This window comes from Pseudomonas sp. GD03903 (assembly GCF_029840045.1).
In the GTDB taxonomy this organism is placed as follows: Bacteria; Pseudomonadota; Gammaproteobacteria; order Pseudomonadales; family Pseudomonadaceae; genus Pseudomonas; species Pseudomonas pseudonitroreducens.
Genome location: NZ_JAOCBT010000009.1, coordinates 1 through 17,112 on the forward strand (window position 1 = coordinate 1; position 17,112 = coordinate 17,112).

At 65.5% G+C, this 17,112-nt stretch carries 15 protein-coding genes and 1 pseudogene; 7 read left to right on the plus strand and 9 right to left on the minus strand.

What is annotated here, in order from left to right; all coding sequences use genetic code 11:
* The 5 genes and pseudogenes from N5C91_RS15775 to N5C91_RS15795 form a co-directional block, all read right to left on the minus strand.
* Window positions 1-434, minus strand: a pseudogene (locus tag N5C91_RS15775) (electron transfer flavoprotein subunit beta/FixA family protein); the annotation flags it as partial.
* Window positions 435-676: 242 nt separating this feature from the next.
* Window positions 677-1,915 carry a CaiB/BaiF CoA-transferase family protein gene (locus N5C91_RS15780; RefSeq protein ID WP_279830392.1) on the minus strand — a complete coding sequence of 413 codons (1,239 nt, stop codon included), beginning with the start codon at window positions 1,913-1,915 and terminating at the stop codon, window positions 677-679.
* 20 nt (window positions 1,916-1,935) lie between these two features.
* Window positions 1,936-3,138 carry a 3-oxoadipyl-CoA thiolase gene (locus tag N5C91_RS15785; protein WP_279830394.1) on the minus strand — a complete coding sequence of 401 codons (1,203 nt, stop codon included), beginning with the start codon at window positions 3,136-3,138 and terminating at the stop codon, window positions 1,936-1,938.
* 32 nt (window positions 3,139-3,170) lie between these two features.
* On the minus strand, window positions 3,171-4,721 hold the full coding sequence (locus N5C91_RS15790; protein WP_279830395.1) for a 3-hydroxyacyl-CoA dehydrogenase: 1,551 nt from the start codon (window positions 4,719-4,721) through the stop codon (window positions 3,171-3,173).
* Window positions 4,718-5,494, minus strand: a complete 777-nt coding sequence (locus tag N5C91_RS15795) for an enoyl-CoA hydratase (protein WP_279830396.1) — start codon at window positions 5,492-5,494, stop codon at window positions 4,718-4,720. The genes N5C91_RS15790 and N5C91_RS15795 overlap by 4 nt, the downstream gene beginning before the upstream one ends.
* Before the next feature lie 243 nt (window positions 5,495-5,737).
* Here N5C91_RS15795 and N5C91_RS15800 point away from each other — a divergent pair, with 243 nt between their 5' ends.
* From N5C91_RS15800 to N5C91_RS15810, 3 genes are all read left to right on the plus strand, one after another.
* A complete protein-coding gene (locus N5C91_RS15800) occupies window positions 5,738-6,604 on the plus strand; it encodes an IclR family transcriptional regulator (protein WP_236174066.1) in 867 nt (288 codons plus the stop codon).
* Window positions 6,605-6,663: 59 nt separating this feature from the next.
* Window positions 6,664-7,818, plus strand: a complete 1,155-nt coding sequence (locus N5C91_RS15805) for an acyl-CoA dehydrogenase family protein (protein ID WP_205335472.1) — start codon at window positions 6,664-6,666, stop codon at window positions 7,816-7,818.
* Window positions 7,819-7,934: 116 nt separating this feature from the next.
* Window positions 7,935-9,215, plus strand: coding sequence for an MFS transporter (locus N5C91_RS15810; protein ID WP_279830399.1), 1,281 nt, complete (start codon window positions 7,935-7,937; stop codon window positions 9,213-9,215).
* 165 nt (window positions 9,216-9,380) lie between these two features.
* Here N5C91_RS15810 and N5C91_RS15815 read toward each other — a convergent pair whose 3' ends face one another.
* Complete coding sequence (locus N5C91_RS15815; RefSeq protein ID WP_017518411.1) at window positions 9,381-9,590, minus strand: cold-shock protein; 210 nt, start codon at window positions 9,588-9,590, stop codon at window positions 9,381-9,383.
* Between the two features lie 290 nt (window positions 9,591-9,880).
* Between N5C91_RS15815 and N5C91_RS15820 the strand changes: the two genes are divergently transcribed.
* A complete protein-coding gene (locus N5C91_RS15820) occupies window positions 9,881-10,048 on the plus strand; it encodes a hypothetical protein (protein ID WP_236174068.1) in 168 nt (55 codons plus the stop codon).
* 62 nt (window positions 10,049-10,110) lie between these two features.
* Here the strand turns inward: N5C91_RS15820 and N5C91_RS15825 are convergent, their stop codons facing one another.
* From N5C91_RS15825 to otsB, 3 genes are read right to left on the minus strand one after another with little or no spacing between them, the layout of a single operon-like run.
* Complete coding sequence (locus N5C91_RS15825; protein WP_236174069.1) at window positions 10,111-11,520, minus strand: trehalose-6-phosphate synthase; 1,410 nt, start codon at window positions 11,518-11,520, stop codon at window positions 10,111-10,113.
* Window positions 11,502-13,301: a glycoside hydrolase family 15 protein gene (locus N5C91_RS15830; RefSeq protein WP_279830401.1), complete on the minus strand. Its 1,800-nt coding sequence runs from the start codon at window positions 13,299-13,301 to the stop codon at window positions 11,502-11,504. The genes N5C91_RS15825 and N5C91_RS15830 overlap by 19 nt, the downstream gene beginning before the upstream one ends.
* Window positions 13,298-14,110: a trehalose-phosphatase gene (gene otsB, locus N5C91_RS15835; protein ID WP_279830403.1), complete on the minus strand. Its 813-nt coding sequence runs from the start codon at window positions 14,108-14,110 to the stop codon at window positions 13,298-13,300. Before otsB ends, N5C91_RS15830 begins: the two co-directional genes overlap by 4 nt.
* A gap of 82 nt (window positions 14,111-14,192) precedes the next feature.
* Here otsB and N5C91_RS15840 point away from each other — a divergent pair, with 82 nt between their 5' ends.
* From N5C91_RS15840 to N5C91_RS15850, 3 genes are all read left to right on the plus strand, one after another.
* A complete protein-coding gene (locus N5C91_RS15840) occupies window positions 14,193-14,411 on the plus strand; it encodes a hypothetical protein (protein ID WP_279830405.1) in 219 nt (72 codons plus the stop codon).
* Between the two features lie 162 nt (window positions 14,412-14,573).
* Window positions 14,574-15,800, plus strand: coding sequence for an EAL domain-containing response regulator (locus N5C91_RS15845; protein ID WP_279830406.1), 1,227 nt, complete (start codon window positions 14,574-14,576; stop codon window positions 15,798-15,800).
* Between the two features lie 419 nt (window positions 15,801-16,219).
* A complete protein-coding gene (locus tag N5C91_RS15850; protein ID WP_279830407.1) occupies window positions 16,220-17,092 on the plus strand; it encodes a hypothetical protein in 873 nt (290 codons plus the stop codon).
* The last annotated feature ends 20 nt before the right edge of the window (window positions 17,093-17,112 follow it).

Consider the following 17,112-nt stretch of genomic DNA (forward strand, 5'->3'; position numbering starts at 1 on the left):
CTGGAGGCGAAGGTGCCCTGCGCGTAGCCGGTCAGTGCAGCCAGCATCTGGCCGGTCTGGTTGTTGTCGCTGTCGATGGCCTGCTTGCCGAGGATGACCAGCTGCGGCTGCTCTTTGTCGACGATGGCCTTCAGGGCCTTGGCAATGGCCAGGGAATTCAGTTCTTCGTTGCTCTCGACCAGCACCGCGCGGTCGGCACCCAGCGCCAAAGCGGTGCGCAATTGTTCCTGCGCGCCACTCGGGCCGACCGAGACCACCACGATCTCGCTGGCGACGCCTTTCTCTTTCAGGCGCATAGCCTCTTCCACGGCGATTTCGCAGAAGGGGTTCATGGACATCTTGACGTTGGCGAGATCAACGCCGGAGTTGTCCGCCTTGACGCGGACCTTGACGTTGTAATCGACCACGCGCTTTACCGCGACCAGTACTTTCATCAGGGATATTCCTTGGCTGGCGCCGTCATCCGGCGGCGCTGCGGTTGGTTTGGGTTCGCGAGCAAGCTCGCGCCTACAGGTCCAGGCTTGCGCCGGTGCGCTGTTCGTAGGAGCGAGCTTGCTCGCGAACGGATTCAGTTACGTAGGGCGCATAACCGCTTGCGGCTATCCGCCGTCTTTCGGTGCAGCGGCGGACAACGCTGACGCGTTATGCGCCCTACTCTCTGGCGACAATCAGGGCGTCAGGCCTCACCGAGCTGCTCGATCACACCCTCGGCCTTCAACTGCGCCAGGCGTGCGTCATCGATCCCCAGGCGGCGCTTGAGCACTTCGTCGGTGTGCTCGCCGAGCATGGGCGCCGGGCGCTGGTATTCCACCGGCGTCGCAGACAATTTCAGCGGGCTGCCGACCATGCGGAACGCCGGGTTCTGCGCGTGGGGGATCTCCACCAGCATGTCGCGGGCGACCACCTGCGGCTCGTCCAGCGCGCGACCGATATCGTTGATCACACCGACCGGCACCTTCTTCGCGTGGATGCGCTTCACCCAGTTATCGGCGGTGTCGCCCTGGAAGTGCTCGGCCAGCTTGCCGACGATGATGTCGCGGTTGCGCACGCGGTCGGCGTTGCGGGTGAAGCGCGGGTCCTTGGGCAATTCCGGCAGGCCGATGGCATCGCACAGCGAAACGAACTGGCTGTCGTTGCCGCAGGCGATGATGAAATCCATGTCCTGCGCGCTGAACACCTGGTACGGCACGATGTTGACGTGGGCATTGCCCTGGCGGCCCGGCGAGCGCCCGGTGGCGAGGTAGTTCTGGCTCTGGTTGCCGAGCATGGCGACCTGCACGTCGAGCAGCGCCATGTCGCAGTGCTGGCCGCGGCCAGTCTTCTCCCGCGCCAGCAGCGCAGCCTGGATGGCGACCACCGAGTAGAGGCCGGTCATCACGTCCGACACGGCAACGCCGACTTTCTGCGGGCCGGCGCCGGGCACGCCGTCCTTCTCGCCGGTGATGCTCATCAGGCCGCCCATGCCCTGGATGATGAAGTCGTAGCCGGGCTCCTCGGCGCGCGGGCCGGTCTGGCCGAAGCCGGTGATGGAGCAGTAGACCAGGCGCGGATTGACCTTCGACAGGCTGTCGTAGTCCAGCCCGTACTTGGCCAGCGAGCCGGCCTTGTAGTTCTCGATCAGCACGTCGCACTCGCAGGCCAGGGCGCGCACCAGCGCCTGGCCTTCTTCGGTGGCCAGGTTCAGCGCCACCGACAGCTTGTTGCGGTTGGTCGACTGGTAATACGCCGCCTCGGAGCTGTCCGAGCCGTCGGCGGCCTTCATGTAGGGCGGGCCCCAGCCGCGGGTATCGTCACCCACGCCGGGCCGTTCGATCTTGATCACTTCCGCGCCCAGGTCGGCCAGCACCTGGCCGCACCAGGGGCCGGCCAGCACGCGGCTGAGGTCGAGTACGCGGTATCCGCTCAAAGCACCCATCTTCAACTCCTCACTGGCGCTCAGGCGCGCTCGATAACCATGGCGAGCCCCTGGCCCACACCGATGCACAGGCTGATCACCGCATAGCGTTGACCGCTGCGCTGCAGTTGCCGCGCCACGCTCAGCGCCAGCCGCGCGCCGGAAGCGCCCAGCGGGTGGCCGACGGCGATGGCGCCGCCATTGGGGTTGACCCGCGCATCGTCGAAATCGACACCCAGACCGTGCAGACAACCGAGCACCTGGGAAGCGAAAGCCTCGTTGATCTCGATGATGTCCATGTCGGCGAGGGTCAGGTTGGCGCGGGCCAGCGCCTTGTTGATCGCCTCGACCGGGCCGACGCCCATGATGCGCGGCTCGACGCCGACCGCCGCCGCCGAAAGAATCCGCGCCAGCGGCTTGAGGCCGTGGCGTTCGCCCGCCTCTGCCGAGCCGATCAGCAATGCGGCGGCGCCGTCGTTGACCCCGGAAGCGTTGCCCGCGGTGACCACGCCGCCTTCGGACAGCGGCTTGAGGCGTGCCAACGCGGCTTCATCGGAAGACGGACGCGGATGCTCGTCCTGCTCCACAACATTCGGCGGCGTCTTGCGCCCGGTGGGCACGCTGACCGGGAGGATTTCCCCGGCAAAGAATCCGGCCTGGCGGGCGGCTTCAAAGTTGGCCTGGGAACGGGCGGCGAAACGGTCGGCCTGTTCGCGGCTGATGCCGAATTCACGGGCTACGTTGTCACCAGTCTCCGGCATGCTGTCGTTGCCGAACCCGGCGACGATCTTCGGGTTGGGGAAGCGCGCACCGATGGTGCTGTCGAATACCGTCAGGTCGCGGCTATAGGCAGCCTCGGCCTTGGCCATGACGAAGGGAGCGCGGGACATGCTTTCCACGCCGCCAGCGACGAACAGCTCGCCTTCGCCGCAGGTCACGGCGCGCGCTGCATCGATCACCGCCGCCAGGCCGCTGGCGCACAGGCGGTTCACCGTCTGCCCCGGCACGGTCACCGGCAGGCCGGCGAGCAGCGCGGCATGGCGGGCGATGTTGCGGCTGTCTTCACCGGCCTGGTTGGTGTTGCCGAGGATCACGTCCTCGATGGCCTCGCCCGGCACGCTGGTGCGGGCCAGCAGTTCTCGAATCACCTGGGCGATCAAGTCGTCCGGGCGCACCGGCGCCAGGGCACCGCCATGGCGGCCGAAGGGCGTGCGCAGGCCGGCGTAGATATAAGCATTGAGCATCGGTATCTCCTTGAATCGGTAGGCGCCGGGCTTCAGCCCAGCGCGGGCTCGGCGTGGCGCAGTGACAGTCCCAGCGCAGCGCGGCGGCGCAGCCACGGGCCGGGGCGATAGCGGGCGTCGCCGGTCAGGTCGGTCATGCGTTCGAGAATAGTCAGCAGGCGCGCCGGGCCGACGCTGTCGCCCCAGGCCAGCGGGCCTTGCGGGTAGCCCAGGCCGCGGCGCACGCCTTCATCGAGGTCGTCGACGCTGGCGATGCGCTGCTGGACGATGTCGCCAGCCAGGTTGACGATCAGCGCCAGTACGCGCTGGGCGACGAAGCCGACGCTGTCATTGATGAGCGTGACGCCAACGCCATCAGCCGCCAGCAGTGCATGGGCGGCATCGCGCATGGCCGGGGCAGTCGCCGGGTTCTGCATCAGGCAGCGGTGGCGCTGCAGGTCCAGCAGCAGGTCGATGCACAGGGTCCGCGCCGGATCGGTGCCGAAGCTCTGGCAGGCCGTGGTTGCGTCCACCCCATAAGGTGCAAGCAGGCACAGCGCCTCGCTGCTGGGTTGGGCGCCCTGCTCCAGGTTCGCGCCGAGTTTCCTCAGCAGCTCGCCGAGCAGGTCGCGGTCCTGGTCGTTCTCCGCACCGATCCACACCGGCGGCAGCGCGCTCACGCTCGGTACCGGTTGCGGCGCCGGCGGGTCGATCAGCTTGCCGTCTGCGTAGCGATAGAAGCCGCGGCCGACCTTGCGGCCGACGAAGCCGGCCTCGAGCATCTGCCGGGTCAGCGCCGCCGGGCGATAGCGCGGCTCCTGGTAGAACTGGTTGTAGATGGACTCGATCACCGGGTGGGAAACGTCCAGCGCGGTGAGGTCGAACAGCTCCAGCGGCCCCATGCGGAAACCCAGGCCCTCGCGCAGGATGCGGTCGATATCGGCCGGTTCGGCGATGGCTTCCTTGAGCATCTGCAGCGCTTCGGTGCTGTAGGCACGGCCAGCGTGGTTGATGATGAAGCCGGGGGTGTCCTTGGCGCGGATACCGCGATGGCCCATGCGCGCGGCCAGCGCCACCAGGCTGTCGCCAACTTGCGGATCACCGGCCAGGCCGTCGATCACCTCGACCACCTTCATCAGCGGTACCGGATTGAAGAAGTGGAAGCCCGCTACCCGCTCCGGTTGCTGGCAGCCACGGGCGATGCTGGTGACCGACAGCGACGAGGTGTTGGTGGCGAGGATGCAGTCGGCGCTGACCACGGCTTCCAGGTCCGCGAGCAGCCCCTGCTTGGCATCCAGTCGCTCGATGATCGCCTCGACCACCAGATCGGAGTCCGCCAGCTCATTCAGGGAGCCGGCAACCAGCAGGCGCGCCAGGCTGGCGTCGGCCTCGGCGGCAGTGATCTTGCCCTTCTCCGCCAGCTTGGCGAGGGTGCGACCGAGGTTGTCGCGAGCGGTTTGCGCCGCACCGTCGCGAGCGTCGAAGAGTTTCACCTGGATACCGGCCTGGGCAGCGATCTGGGCAATACCACTGCCCATGACGCCAGTCCCGACGATGGCCATGCGTTCAATGCGCTTGATACCAAAAGAAAGGGTCATGCTCATTCCCCCAGGAAACTGGCTTGGCGTTTTTCCAGGAAGGCGGCGGCGCCCTCCTTCTGGTCTTTCGAGTCGAACAGCAACTGGAAGGCCTTGCGCTCCAGGGTCAGTGCACTTTCCAGCGGCAGGTCGGCTCCGGCGAGCATCACTTCCTTGATCTGCGCCACCGCCAGCGGCGGCAGCGCGGCGATCTCGGCGGCCAGCTCCAGCGCGCGGGGCAGCGTGCGCGCGTCTTCCACCACTTCACTGAGCATGCCGATGGCCAGGGCCTCCGGTGCCTTGATCAGGCAACCGGTCAGGGCAATACGCATTGCCTGGAACTTGCCCACGGCGCGGATCAGCCGCTGGGTACCGCCGGCGCCTGGCATCAGGCCGAGCTTCACTTCCGGCTGGCCAAAGCGCGCCGACTCGCCGGCGACAATGATGTCGCAGTGCATCGCCAGCTCGCAGCCGCCGCCCAGGGCGAAGCCGTTGACCGCGGCGATCACCGGTTTCGGGCAACGGGAAATGGCTTCCCACAATAGTTCGGTGTGGCGGCGGTACATCTCGATGGGACTGGCCTGGGCGAACTCGCGGATGTCCGCCCCGGCGACGAAGCACTGCTCTCCACCGGTCAGCACCACCGCACGAACCTCCGGGTTATCGCTCAGGGCGCGGAAGTGCTCGGCCAGTTGCTGGCGCACGGCGGCGTTGAGGGCGTTCCTGGCTTCCGGGCGGTCGATGCGGACAACCGCTACACCGTCGGCCTGGATATCGAGATGAACCACGCTGGTACTCATGAAAGCTGTGACCTCACTTTTGTTTCGTCTGACGAAACTACATTCCGTATTTCGATTTCATCATAGTGACACCCAATCCAGCCTGTAAACGGTGAAGATCGAAATGACCTCTAGAGGCCAGTTATTACGCGGGTATGGATATTTTTAAAGGTACGCCTGTACTAACGGATTCAGACCCACTACAATTTCGTCTGACGAAACTGAATTTTATTTTATTGATTTTCCGTGAATAGGGGTTCTACCATGCGCCGCAACAAGACGGAGATGGACTCGGCTGCGCCGACGAAAAACGAAGGTGAGATCGGCCTGCTGGAACGGGGACTGTATGACCCGGCCACGGCACTGAGCGAAGAGGAAAACAGCGGCCAGTTCGTCACGGCGCTGGCTCGCGGTCTGGAGATCCTGCGTTGCTTCACGCCACGGGAAAACGTGCTGAGCAACCAGGACCTGGCCCGCAAGACCGACCTGCCCAAGCCGACGGTGACGCGCCTGACCAACACCCTGATGCGCCTGGGTTGCCTCAAGCGCGAGGTGCATTCGGGCAAGTACCAGCTGGATGTCGGCGTGCTGGGTTTCGGCTACGCGATGCTGTCGAACCTGTCGATCCGCGCGGTGGCCCATCCGCTGATGGAGGAGCTGGCCAACCACGCCCAGGCGGCGGTGGCCATGGCCGCCCGCGACCGCTTGCAGATGGTTTACCTGGACGTGGTCCAGGGACAGGGAAACATGACGATGCGCCGGCAGATCGGCAGTTACCTGCCACTGGCGGCAAGTTCGGTAGGCCGTGCGTGCCTCGCGGCGATGCCGGAGAACGAGCGGGAATTCCTGCTCGAACACATTCGCGAACGCGAACCGGACACCTGGCCGGCCATCCGCAAGGGTCTGGACCGCGCCTTCAGGGACTACACCGACTACGGCTACTGCCTGTCGATCGGTGAATGGCACCGCGACGTCAACTCCGTCGCCGTGCCCTTGCTACACCCGCAGTACGGCCTGCTGGCCTTCAACTGCGGCGGACCGAGCTTCCAGCTGACCCGCGAGAAGCTCGAGGACGACATCGGGCCCCGCCTGATCAACATGGTCAACAACATAGGTGCCGCCGCTCGCTGAATCTCGGGTGACGGTGCCTCGCCAGACTGGCCCGCTCGCGGGCCTTGTGAGGAGTGCACATGATCCGAGACCCAGAAACGCTGCAGATACTTCTGGACTCCATCCACCAGTTCGTCGGCGAAGTGCTGATCCCGCGGGAAAACGAGGTCGCCGAAACCGACGCCATCCCGCAGGACATCGTCCAGCAGATGCGCGAGATGGGCCTGTTCGGCCTGACCATCCCCGAAGAGTTCGGCGGCCTGGGCGTGACCATGGAAGAAGAGGTGAACATCACCTTCGAACTGGGCCGCACCTCCCCCGCCTTCCGCTCCTACATCGGCACCAATAACGGCATCGGCTCCATCGGCATCCTGATCGACGGCACGCCGGAACAGAAAGCCCACTACCTGCCCAAGCTAGCCAGCGGTGAGCTGCTCAGCGCCTTCTGCCTGACCGAGCCGGACTCGGGCTCCGACGCCGCCTCGCTGAAGACCACCGCCGTGCGCGATGGCGACTTCTACGTGCTCAACGGCACCAAGCGCTTCATCACCAACGCCCCGCACGCCGGCATCTACACGGTGATGGCGCGTACCAACCCGGCGATCAAGGGTTCCGGCGGCATCAGCGCGTTCATCGTCGAACGCGGCACGCCGGGGATTTCCCTCGGCAAACCGGACCACAAGATGGGCCAGAAAGGCGCGCACACCAGTGACGTGATCTTCGACAACGTTCGTATCCCGGCCAGCCAGTTGATCGGCGGCGTCGAGGGCGTGGGCTTCAAGACCGCCATGAAGGTGCTCGACAAGGGCCGCCTGCACATCGCCGCGCTGAGCGTCGGCGCCGCCGAGCGCATGCTCGCCGACGCATTGCAGTACGCCCTGGAGCGCAAGCAGTTCGGCCAGCCGATCGCTGAATTCCAGCTGATCCAGGCGATGCTCGCCGACAGCAAGGCCGAGATCTACGCCGCCCGCTGCATGGTGCTGGACGCCGCGCGCAAGCGCGATGAGGGCCGCAACGTCAGCACCGAAGCCTCCTGCGCGAAGATGTTCGCCACCGAGATGTGCGGCCGCGTCGCCGATCGCTGCGTGCAGATCCACGGCGGCGCCGGCTACGTCAGCGAGTACGCCATCGAGCGCTTCTACCGCGACGTGCGCCTGTTCCGGCTCTACGAGGGCACCACGCAGATCCAGCAGGTGATCATCGCTCGCAACATGATCCGCGACGCCCAGGCCTGACCCGACACGGCGGCGCCAGGCCACGCACCTCGCGCCGCCCACTGAAAAGCACCTGCCACACGCTTACCGAGGATCGGCACGCCGGTCCGCCAACAACTACAACAGGTAATTCGTTCATGGAAAACACTGCTTCCGCTCCGGCGGCAACCGCCGCCACCCGGGACAAGACCTGGGTCCTCGTCTTTGCCTTCTGCTTCATCGGCCTGCTGATCGATGGCGCCGACCTGATGCTGCTCTCCTACAGCCTCACCAGCCTCAAGGCCGAGTTCGGCCTGAGCAACCTCCAGGCCGGCAGCCTGGGTAGCGTCACCCTGGCCGGCATGGCCATCGGCGGCATCTACGGCGGCTGGGCCTGCGATCGCTTCGGTCGGGTGAAGACGGTGGTCTGGACCATCGTACTGTTCTCCGTCGGCACCGCGGTCCTCGGGCTGACCCACAACTACTGGCAGTTCGCCGCGGCGCGCTTCGTCGCCTCCCTCGGCCTGGGCGCACTTTACGTCGCCTGCAACACGCTGATGGCCGAATACGTGCCGACCAAGTACCGCACCACCGTGCTGGGCACCCTGCAGGCCGGCTGGTCGGTCGGCTACATCGTCGCCACCCTGCTGGCCGGCTGGATCCTGCCGGACCACGGTTGGCGCTACCTGTTCTACATCGCCATCATCCCGGTGGTGCTGGCCATCGCCATGCGCAAGCTGATCCCCGAACCCGCCGCCTGGGTCCAGGCGCAGGCCGAACGCCAGCAGCGCAAGGCCGCCGGCCAGTCGGGCAGCGTCGCCGCCGCCCCGCGCCAGAATGCTTTCCGGCAGATATTCAGCGACCCGCAGGCCAGCCGCATGTTCCTGTTCTGGGCACTGACCGCCGGCTTCCTGCAGTTCGGCTACTACGGCGTGAACAACTGGATGCCGTCGTACCTGGAAACCGAGATGGGCATGAACTTCAAGGCCATGACCGCCTACCTGGTCGGCACCTATGCGGCGATGATTCTTGGCAAGGTCCTGGCTGGCGTCGCCGCCGACTGGTTCGGCCGCCGTACCGTGTTCTCCTTCGGCGCCCTGGGCACCGCGATCTTCCTGCCGGTGATCGTGCTGTTCCACAGCCCCGAGAACATTCTCTGGATGCTGGTGGTATTCGGCTTCCTCTACGGCATTCCGTATGGCGTGAACGCCACCTACATGACCGAGAGCTTCGCTGCGGCGTTCCGCGGTACGGCAGTGGGCGGCGCCTACAACATCGGCCGGATCGGCGCGGCCATTGCGCCGGCGGTGATCGGCTTCCTCGCCACGCAGATGTCCATCGGCGTAGGCTTCCTGGTGATGGGCGCGGCGTACTTCATCTGCGGCGTGATCCCCGCCCTGCTGATCCGCGACAAGCAGTTCGACCCGCAACAGGAATGATCGGGAGCCAGTGAGCCCGCTTCGGCTGGCTCACCCCTTTCAAGACAAAAACGCCCGATGCAGTGCACCGGGCGTTTTTTATTGCGCAGTCGAATGGCGCGGAGCAAATCGAACAGGCAAAAAAAAGCCCCGCCTAAGCGGGGCTTTCTTCGTCAGCGATGTCGATTAGACAGCGCGAACTTGTTCAGCTTGCGGGCCTTTCTGGCCGGCAGTCACAACGAAGCTGACCTTCTGGCCTTCGTCGAGGGACTTGTAGCCGTTGCCTTCGATCTGACGGAAGTGAACGAATACGTCCGGGCCGCTTTCCGGGGTGATGAAGCCGAAGCCCTTCTCAGCGTTGAACCACTTGACGATGCCGTTTTGACGATCGGACATGATGTTGTCTCCTAAAAATATGCTAAAGGCCGGCCGAAAGCCGACCGGCGATGAGCTGAATGCGTAGTGAAGAGGTGCCGAGGAGATGGAGCATCTTGTAGAAGAACATCAAGTCGCGGAACTCGTTACTGGGCAGGCAGCCCATGCAGAATACAGTGTCTGGCGACGATTCATAGCTTTTTTTGTCGACAGGCGGTGATTTTGACAAATGGTCGAGCTATTCCGGCCATTTCGGCAAAAGAGGTGTAGTCTGGCCGGGCCGGTTTGGTGCCCAACGCAAAGGTGACTTCATGACTGATTCACAGCTGGATCGCGAACGTTCGGAGCTCGATGAAAAGATTGCCGCCTTCCTCTCCCAGGGCGGCGAAATCAAGGAAATCCCCCTGGGTCAGTTGGCGACGAAGGTCGAGCGGAAGTCGCAGTGGGCCAAATCCGACGGCAAGAAGCCGGCACCCTAGCCCGGCGCAAACCCTGAATTCCTGGAAAAGACCCCGCCGCGGCGGGGTTTTTCATTTGTGCCTCAGTGACTGAGGTAATGATTCGACAGCCAGTTCAGCGCCCTTCCCGGCCGTGTCAGCGCATCGATGAAGCTCGGCCCCCAGAAGCGGATGTCGTTGGCCTCCAGCACGGCGTACATGTCGCGGTGGCGCGCCTGGCGCTCCCTCAGCGGCATGCACAGGGCCTTCTGCATGGCATCGGCGAGGGCGTCACGGTCGTGGGGGTTGATGATCAGCGCACCGCCCAGTTCGGCGGCAGAGCCGGCGAACTGGGAAAGAATCAGCACGCCCGGGTCGTCCGGGTCCTGCGCCGCGACGAATTCCTTGGCGACCAGATTCATCCCATCCCGCAACGGCGTTACCAGGCCGATCCGCGCGTGGCGCATGACCATGGCGATGTCCGCACGCTGGTGGTTGCGCGCCACGTAGCGCAGCGGCACCCAGGATACAGCGCCGAAACGCCCGTTGATGTGGCCGACACGGGCGCTTACGGCGGCGTCGATATCGGCATACTCGGGAATGTCCTGGCGACTGCCCGGTGAAATCTGCAGGCAAGTGACACGGTTGTGCCATTGCCCATGGCGTTCCAGGAAGCGCTCGTAGCCGTCCAGCCGGTTGACGATGCCCTTGGAGTAGTCGAGCCGGTCTACCCCCACCATCAGCGCGCGGCCGCCCAAGCTCTCGCGCAGGTCTTCGGCGGCCTGGCTCAGCGAAGCTTCCTCGGCGAGGCGGCGGAAGCCGGCGGCATCCACCCCCACCGGGAATACGCCGACGCGAAAATGCTGGTCCTCCAGGTGATAGCGCCGACCATCGGGCGTCGCCGCGCCGACCACCCGCGTGAGGTATCGGGCGAAATTGCTGGCATCGTTCTCGGTCTGGAAGCCGATCAGGTTGTATTCGGTGAGCGCCCGGAGCAGCTCGTCATGGTGCGGCAGCGCGGTGATCAGGTCGGCCGGCGGCATCGGGATGTGCAGGAAGAAACCGATGCGATTGCCGTGCCCACGCCGCCTCAGGGCCGAGGCCAGGGGGATCAGGTGGTAGTCATGGACCCAGAGCACGTCGTCCTCCTCCAGCAGCGGGCTGAGACGCTCGGCGAAGAACTCGTTGACCCGCTGGTAGCCGCCAAACTCGGCTTCGTTGAACTCGGCCAGGTCCACCCGGTAATGCAGGATCGGCCAGAGCACGCGGTTGGCGAAGCCGTTGTAGTACTCGTCGAAGTCCTGCGGATGCAGGTCGGTAAGGATGTATTGCAGGTTGTCGTGCTGGACCGTGGTCGGCGGGCCCGGCGCTTCGGCCTTGCGGCCGCTCCAGCCGAACCAGATGCCCTCGCGGTTGCGCATGGCGGCTTCCACCGCCACCGCCAGCCCCCCAGGCGCCGGGCCGTTGCCGTCCGGCAGTCCGACCCGGTTGGAGATCACCACGAGGCGCGACATAGTCCCTCCTCCCATCCGATCGACAAGCGCATCGCGGAATTGATCAGCCCGGCCATCGAATAGGTCTGCGGGATATTCCCCCACAGCTCGCCGGTGTGCGGGTGCAAATCCTCGGAGAGCAGCCCGTAGCGGTTGCGCGCGGCGATCAGTTCTTCGAACAACTGGCGCGCCTCATCCAGACGGCCGATGGTAGCCAGCGCGTCGAGGTACCAGAACTTCACCACCAGGAAGGCGGTTTCCGGCACGCCGAAGTCATCCGCCGCGGCATAGCGCAGCATCTGCCCATTGACGGTGAGTTCGCGGCCGATGCACTCGACCGTGGCGATGAAGCGTGGGTCATCGGCCTCGATGATTCCCAGCTCGTTCATCAGCAGCACGCTGGCGTCCAGGTCGTCATGCCCGAAGGCGCCAGTGAAGCACTGTTTCTTCTCGCTCCAGGCCTCGGCGAGGATGCGTTCGCGCAGCCGGGCGGCCTTGTCCATCCACACCGTGGCCTCTGCGCTGCGCCCCAGGCGTTTGGCGATTCGCCCGACGCGGTCGCAGGCGACCCAGCAGAGCAGCGCGGAATGGGTGTGGATGCGCTTGCGCCCGCGGTACTCCCAGATACCGGCATCCGCTTCGAAGGCCGTGCGTTCGGCCTGGCTCGCCAGGGATTCGAGCAACCCCAGCATGCCATCACGACTGGGGTTGGGCAGGCGCTCGTCGACGAAGCTCTGCAGCACCGCCAGGGCCACCGAGCCGAACACGTCGTGCTGGTTCTGCTCCACCGCCTGGTTGCCGACGCGCACCGGGGCGTGATTGAGGAAGCCGGCGAGCTCCGGTTCGATGCGCTCGGTGAGGTCCTGGTTGGGAATGATCCCGTACAGCGGCCTGAGCTCGCCATCGCCGCTGGCAACGGTGCTGATGAAATCGATGAAGCCTTCCATGGTCCGCGTGGCGCCCAGGCGGTTGAGGGCGAGGATCACGAAGTAGGCGTCGCGCAGCCAGCAGTAGCGATAATCCCAGTTGCGCTGGGAGTCCGGCGCCTCGGGGATCGAGGTAGTGGCGGCGGCGATGATCGCGCCGGTGTCTTCGAAGTTGCACAGTTTGAGGGTGATCGCCGAGCGGATCACCACCGATTGCCACTCGAAGCAGATGGCCAGCCCGCGCACCCAGTCATGCCAGTGGTTCTGCGTGCGTTTCAGATAATCGCGCACCACTTCGCCCGGGGCATTGCCCAGCGGTTCGTCGAGGCCGATCACCAGGCTCACCGGATGGCGCAGGGCGAACGGCGTTTCGTGCTGGATGTAGGCCAGCGGCGCGTCGGTGGTCAGGCGCAGCGGCTCGTCGCCCTCCAGGTAGCGGATATGGCTTGAGCCGCTGACGCCCTGGCTCGGCTTGCCGTAGCCATGGGTCGGGCGCACGCGCAGGGTGACCTTGGGCATGCCTTCGATGGGCTCGATCAGCCGACACAGCTGCGCTGGCCGGTAGATTTCGCCGTGCTGCAGGAAGCGCGGGGCGAAGTCGGTGATGCGCACCGCGCCGCCGCTGTCGTCACGCAGCACGGTGGTGATGATCGCAGTGTTGCGCTGGTAATCGGAGACGCTGCTGACCTGGTTCTCCAGTACGACGTCGGCGAAGCCTTTCTCGTCGTCGCCGGCCAGCAGCCGGGAGAACACCGGGTCGCTGTCGAAATTCGGGTAGCACCACCAGACCAGTCGCGCCTGCGGGCTGACCAGAGCAGCCACCCGGCAGTTGCCGATCAGGCCCAGCTCCAGGGCTCCTTCCTGTCGGTTCGTCATCGCTGATTTCCTCCTGCTTGTATCAATGCTTCGCGGACTTGCGCCGCGTCGCTGAACACCGCACTGGCACCGGGCAAGGCGCGCCCGACTGACAAGCCGAGTCCGCCCAGGGCCGGCATCAGCGCAATGGCGGGTTCGTCGGTGACGTCGTCGCCAAGAAACAGCGGCAGGCGCCCGGCGAAGCCTGGTGTGCCCAGCAATCGCTGGATCGCCCGGGCCTTGTCGACACCGGCGCAAACGACTTCGTAGACCTGCTTGCCCATGAGCAACCGCAGCCCGGCGCCTTCCGGCGCGCGCAACAGTGCCTGCAGCTCGGCGAGCAGTTCGGTGGCGAGCGAGGGTGCAGAGCGATAGTGCAGCGCGTAGCTGCTGCCCTTGTCCTCGACCAGGATTCCGACATGCCGGTTCGCCAGGGCGTTCAACTGCACTCGCAGCCAGGCGGGCAGATCTCCGGTGGTGCGGCGCAAGGGGCTGTCGCCGGTCTCACGCCAGTGGGCGCCGTGGCCGCCGCTGGCGGCGAGGCGCAAGGGTTGGAAGAGCCGGTCGAGTTCTTCGACCGGGCGGCCGCTGATCAGGGCCAGGGCACCATCGAGTCGGCGCTGCAGGCGCGCGAGCGCATCCAGCAGCCCGGGCGGTACGACCACCGCGCCGGGAGATTCGGCGATGTCCAGAAGGGTTCCGTCGACATCCAGGAACAGTGCGGTCTGCTGAGGTCGGCTGAGCCAGAGATTCAACAGCGCAGTGGCTGAGGCCTCGCTATGCGGGACCATGGCCGTGTCGACAGGTCCCCGTGATACGGGACGTGACATGAGCCATTTCTCCATGTTCAGGACGTGCCGCGCGGCCATGGGTAGCCGACGCGGACGTGAAAGGGAGCACAAGGACCCTAACATGCGTGGACGCGAGGGTCGACCTCGGGTTTCCCGCCGGGAACGCGCAGGCCAGAGCGCACGGCGCCTGCAGCCAATCCCTGGCACCGACCGTCTGGCGCAGGCGGGCAAGGTCGACGGCCTGGGCGCTACGCTGCAGCGTGCCGACAAAGACTGGCCGACCCTCGATGTCGGAGGCGCCGTGGAAGCGGGGCTGGCGATCGTGCGCTGGCGATGGTGAGCGACCGGGTCACCCAGGGCTGTGGGAAGCGCTGACAGGCAGGGCAACGGAGCGGAAAGCGTTCGATGGGATTTTCCTGACAGCAGAACTGGAATCCTCCGCCTCACAACAGGGAAGGCATTTTCGAGAATGCAACTGGCCAATCCTCCATGAGAAAACCCCATGCCTCCCCTTTCCGCGCTGGTGCTCCAGGCTTCCGGCCTGCACCGTTCCACCGCCGTCACTGCGCTGCACCACCTGGGCTACAGCTTCCTGTCCGAGGTCTCGAGCAATGCCTTTGCGCTGGATCGGCTGCGCAGCCAGGGCGGCGTCCAGCTGCTGATCTGCGATGTACGAATCGACCCGCTGGCCCGGCTGGAACTGCTCCAGACCGTAGCCCGCGAGCGCCTCGCCCAGGGCGTGGTGGTCAGCGGGGAGATGGCGCCCGGCACCTGGAGCGCGCTGTCCCACCTGCTGCAGTTGCAGGGCATGAAGGTGTTCTGGCTGGGCAACGAGGCCGCCACCCTGGAGCGCCTGCGCACCCTGCTCGCCGACTTCCAGCCCAGGGAGGCGCAACTCGGCCTGCCCCTGAACGACACCGCTGCTGGCGAGGACGGCGAAGCCACCAACCTGCCCGCACAGGGCCAGTTGCGTGCGCACCTGCAACCCAAGGTCGCCGTGGCCACCGCACAGATCTACGGATTCGAGGTACTGGCGCGCTGGCAACTGGAGGACGGCAATCTTCTCGCCCCCAGCGAGTTCCTGCCGGGGCTGCGCCGCGCCGGCAAGCTCGACGCGATGCTCGCCGAGCTGATGACCCAGGCCGTAGAAGCACTGCGCTCCCTGGAAAACGATGAACTGAAGCTGTCCTTCAACCTGGAGGCCGAGCAGATCGCCCAGACCGACTTCGCCGCGGCTATCGAGCGCAACCTGCGCACCCTGGACATCGACCCCCGGCGCATCACCTTCGAGCTGACCGAGAGCTCGCCGCTGCACGCGCCACCGCTGAGTCTGGAGAACGTTCTGCGCCTGCGCCTGCTGGGCTGCGGCCTGGCCATCGACGACTTCGGCTGCGGCCATTCGACCCTGCAGCGCCTGATGGAACTGCCCTTCACCGAAATGAAGCTCGACCGTCATCTGGTCGCCGACGTCAACAACGGCGATCCGCGCCGCCTCATCGTGCTGCGCAATGCCCTGGCGCTGGGCCGCGAGCTGGGCCTGAAGGTGATCGCCGAAGGCGTGGAACATGCCGCGCAATTGCGCCAGTTGCAGCAACTGGAGTGCGACTGCGCGCAAGGCCACCTGTTCGGCAAGCCGATGGATGCCCGCCAGATCGGCACCTTGCTGCGGGGTGCACCACTGCGCTTGCAGAAGCTGGAGGCAGTGCCGGTCATACGCACGGCGCAGTGACAGGCGGAAAAGAAAACGGCTGTTACGGACTTCCTGTCCGTAACAGCCGTCTGGATTGTCCTCAGCAAAGGACCCAGGAATTGTAGGCCAATTGCCATCAGCGTTTCTTCCCATTCCTCCCGCATTCATGGGAAATCTGTTCAAACGCGGCGAACAGTCGCGTGTTCCCAGGCTGATCCTGTCTTTTAGCGACACGTCCGTACCAGATGGCTGTCCGCTGACAGCACATTTCTGGCGAACGCCCAGCCAGCCGGCATGATCTGGCATTCAGCAGCGTGATGCCGTTCCCTCGCTGCAGCGCTGGCCCCCGCCTGAACTGTCTGGTTAACTCCCTGATCGCACGCTGGATGCCTGAAGGCAGGTCATTCGCCAGGAAACCCCACCAGCGCTTTCCCACCCCCTGTTTTGGCGATCGATACATGCCGCAGCCTTCCCCACGCTCGCCCGGTCGTTCGGTATTCCGCGCAGCCCTGACTACCCTCGCCCTGCTCGTCGCCTGCGCCATCGGCTTCTTCATCTGGCAGGACTTCTACCCGGTGCAGAGCGCCGACGGCTGGTCCTATGACGTCATCCACGAGGATGTGCAAAAGGCCGCCTCGCTGGTGCCACTGCCCGATGGCGGCCTGCTGGTCAGCCAGGAGCTGAAGAACGACAAGGGCAACATTCTGCACATCGCCGCCGACGGTAAACGCCGGGTGATGATCGACGGCCTGTCCAAGCCCGACGGCATGATCGCCGCCCGCGGCGGCTGGGTGTTCAGCCAGGAAACCGCCAACCGCCCGGTGCAGTTGCTCAAGGACGGCAAGGTCAGCGACCTGTTCACCGGCAATTCGGTTCAGGGCCTGTGGGACGACGGCGACTACCTCTACGCCATCGAGGACAACAGAGAGAACGGCCGGTTGCTGCGCTACCGCTGGAGCGATGGCGAGTTGACCGTGCTGCGCGAGCACTTGCGGGAAACCGAGTCGATCACCCGCTGCACCGACGGCAGCCTGCTCTACACCGAGAAGAAGAAAGGTGTGATCCACCGCTTCAGCGACGACGGCAAGGACCCCGTGCTGCTCGCCGGCCTCAACCAGCCCACCTTCCTGATGTGCGACGCCCGCGGCCTGTGGATCAGCGAGGATTCCACGCACCGCGCGCGCCTGCTGCTGTGGGACGGCAAGGGCGAACCACGCGCCATCCTGTCCTTCCTCAAGGCGCCGCAATCCATCGTGCCCGATGGCAAGGGCGGCTACCTGCTCGCCGAAGGCGGCCGCGACCGTGTGCTGCAGCTGACACCGGCACGCTGACACGCCCGGGCGGCCGTCAC

What these genes read in the sequence shown, in the direction of transcription:
- N5C91_RS15820 (WP_236174068.1), top strand. Translation starts at nt 9,881, where the DNA reads ATGACTGATTCACAGCTGGATCGCGAACGTTCGGAGCTCGATGAAAAG.
- N5C91_RS15840 (WP_279830405.1), top strand. Translation starts at nt 14,193, where the DNA reads ATGCGTGGACGCGAGGGTCGACCTCGGGTTTCCCGCCGGGAACGCGCA.
- N5C91_RS15790 (WP_279830395.1), bottom strand. Translation starts at nt 4,721, where the DNA reads ATGAGCATGACCCTTTCTTTTGGTATCAAGCGCATTGAACGCATGGCC.
- N5C91_RS15815 (WP_017518411.1), bottom strand. Translation starts at nt 9,590, where the DNA reads ATGTCCGATCGTCAAAACGGCATCGTCAAGTGGTTCAACGCTGAGAAG.
- N5C91_RS15810 (WP_279830399.1), top strand. Translation starts at nt 7,935, where the DNA reads ATGGAAAACACTGCTTCCGCTCCGGCGGCAACCGCCGCCACCCGGGAC.
- N5C91_RS15785 (WP_279830394.1), bottom strand. Translation starts at nt 3,138, where the DNA reads ATGCTCAATGCTTATATCTACGCCGGCCTGCGCACGCCCTTCGGCCGC.
- N5C91_RS15805 (WP_205335472.1), top strand. Translation starts at nt 6,664, where the DNA reads ATGATCCGAGACCCAGAAACGCTGCAGATACTTCTGGACTCCATCCAC.
- N5C91_RS15830 (WP_279830401.1), bottom strand. Translation starts at nt 13,301, where the DNA reads ATGACGAACCGACAGGAAGGAGCCCTGGAGCTGGGCCTGATCGGCAAC.
- N5C91_RS15800 (WP_236174066.1), top strand. Translation starts at nt 5,738, where the DNA reads ATGCGCCGCAACAAGACGGAGATGGACTCGGCTGCGCCGACGAAAAAC.
- N5C91_RS15845 (WP_279830406.1), top strand. Translation starts at nt 14,574, where the DNA reads ATGCCTCCCCTTTCCGCGCTGGTGCTCCAGGCTTCCGGCCTGCACCGT.
- otsB (WP_279830403.1), bottom strand. Translation starts at nt 14,110, where the DNA reads ATGTCACGTCCCGTATCACGGGGACCTGTCGACACGGCCATGGTCCCG.
- N5C91_RS15795 (WP_279830396.1), bottom strand. Translation starts at nt 5,494, where the DNA reads ATGAGTACCAGCGTGGTTCATCTCGATATCCAGGCCGACGGTGTAGCG.
- N5C91_RS15780 (WP_279830392.1), bottom strand. Translation starts at nt 1,915, where the DNA reads ATGGGTGCTTTGAGCGGATACCGCGTACTCGACCTCAGCCGCGTGCTG.
- N5C91_RS15850 (WP_279830407.1), top strand. Translation starts at nt 16,220, where the DNA reads ATGCCGCAGCCTTCCCCACGCTCGCCCGGTCGTTCGGTATTCCGCGCA.
- N5C91_RS15825 (WP_236174069.1), bottom strand. Translation starts at nt 11,520, where the DNA reads ATGTCGCGCCTCGTGGTGATCTCCAACCGGGTCGGACTGCCGGACGGC.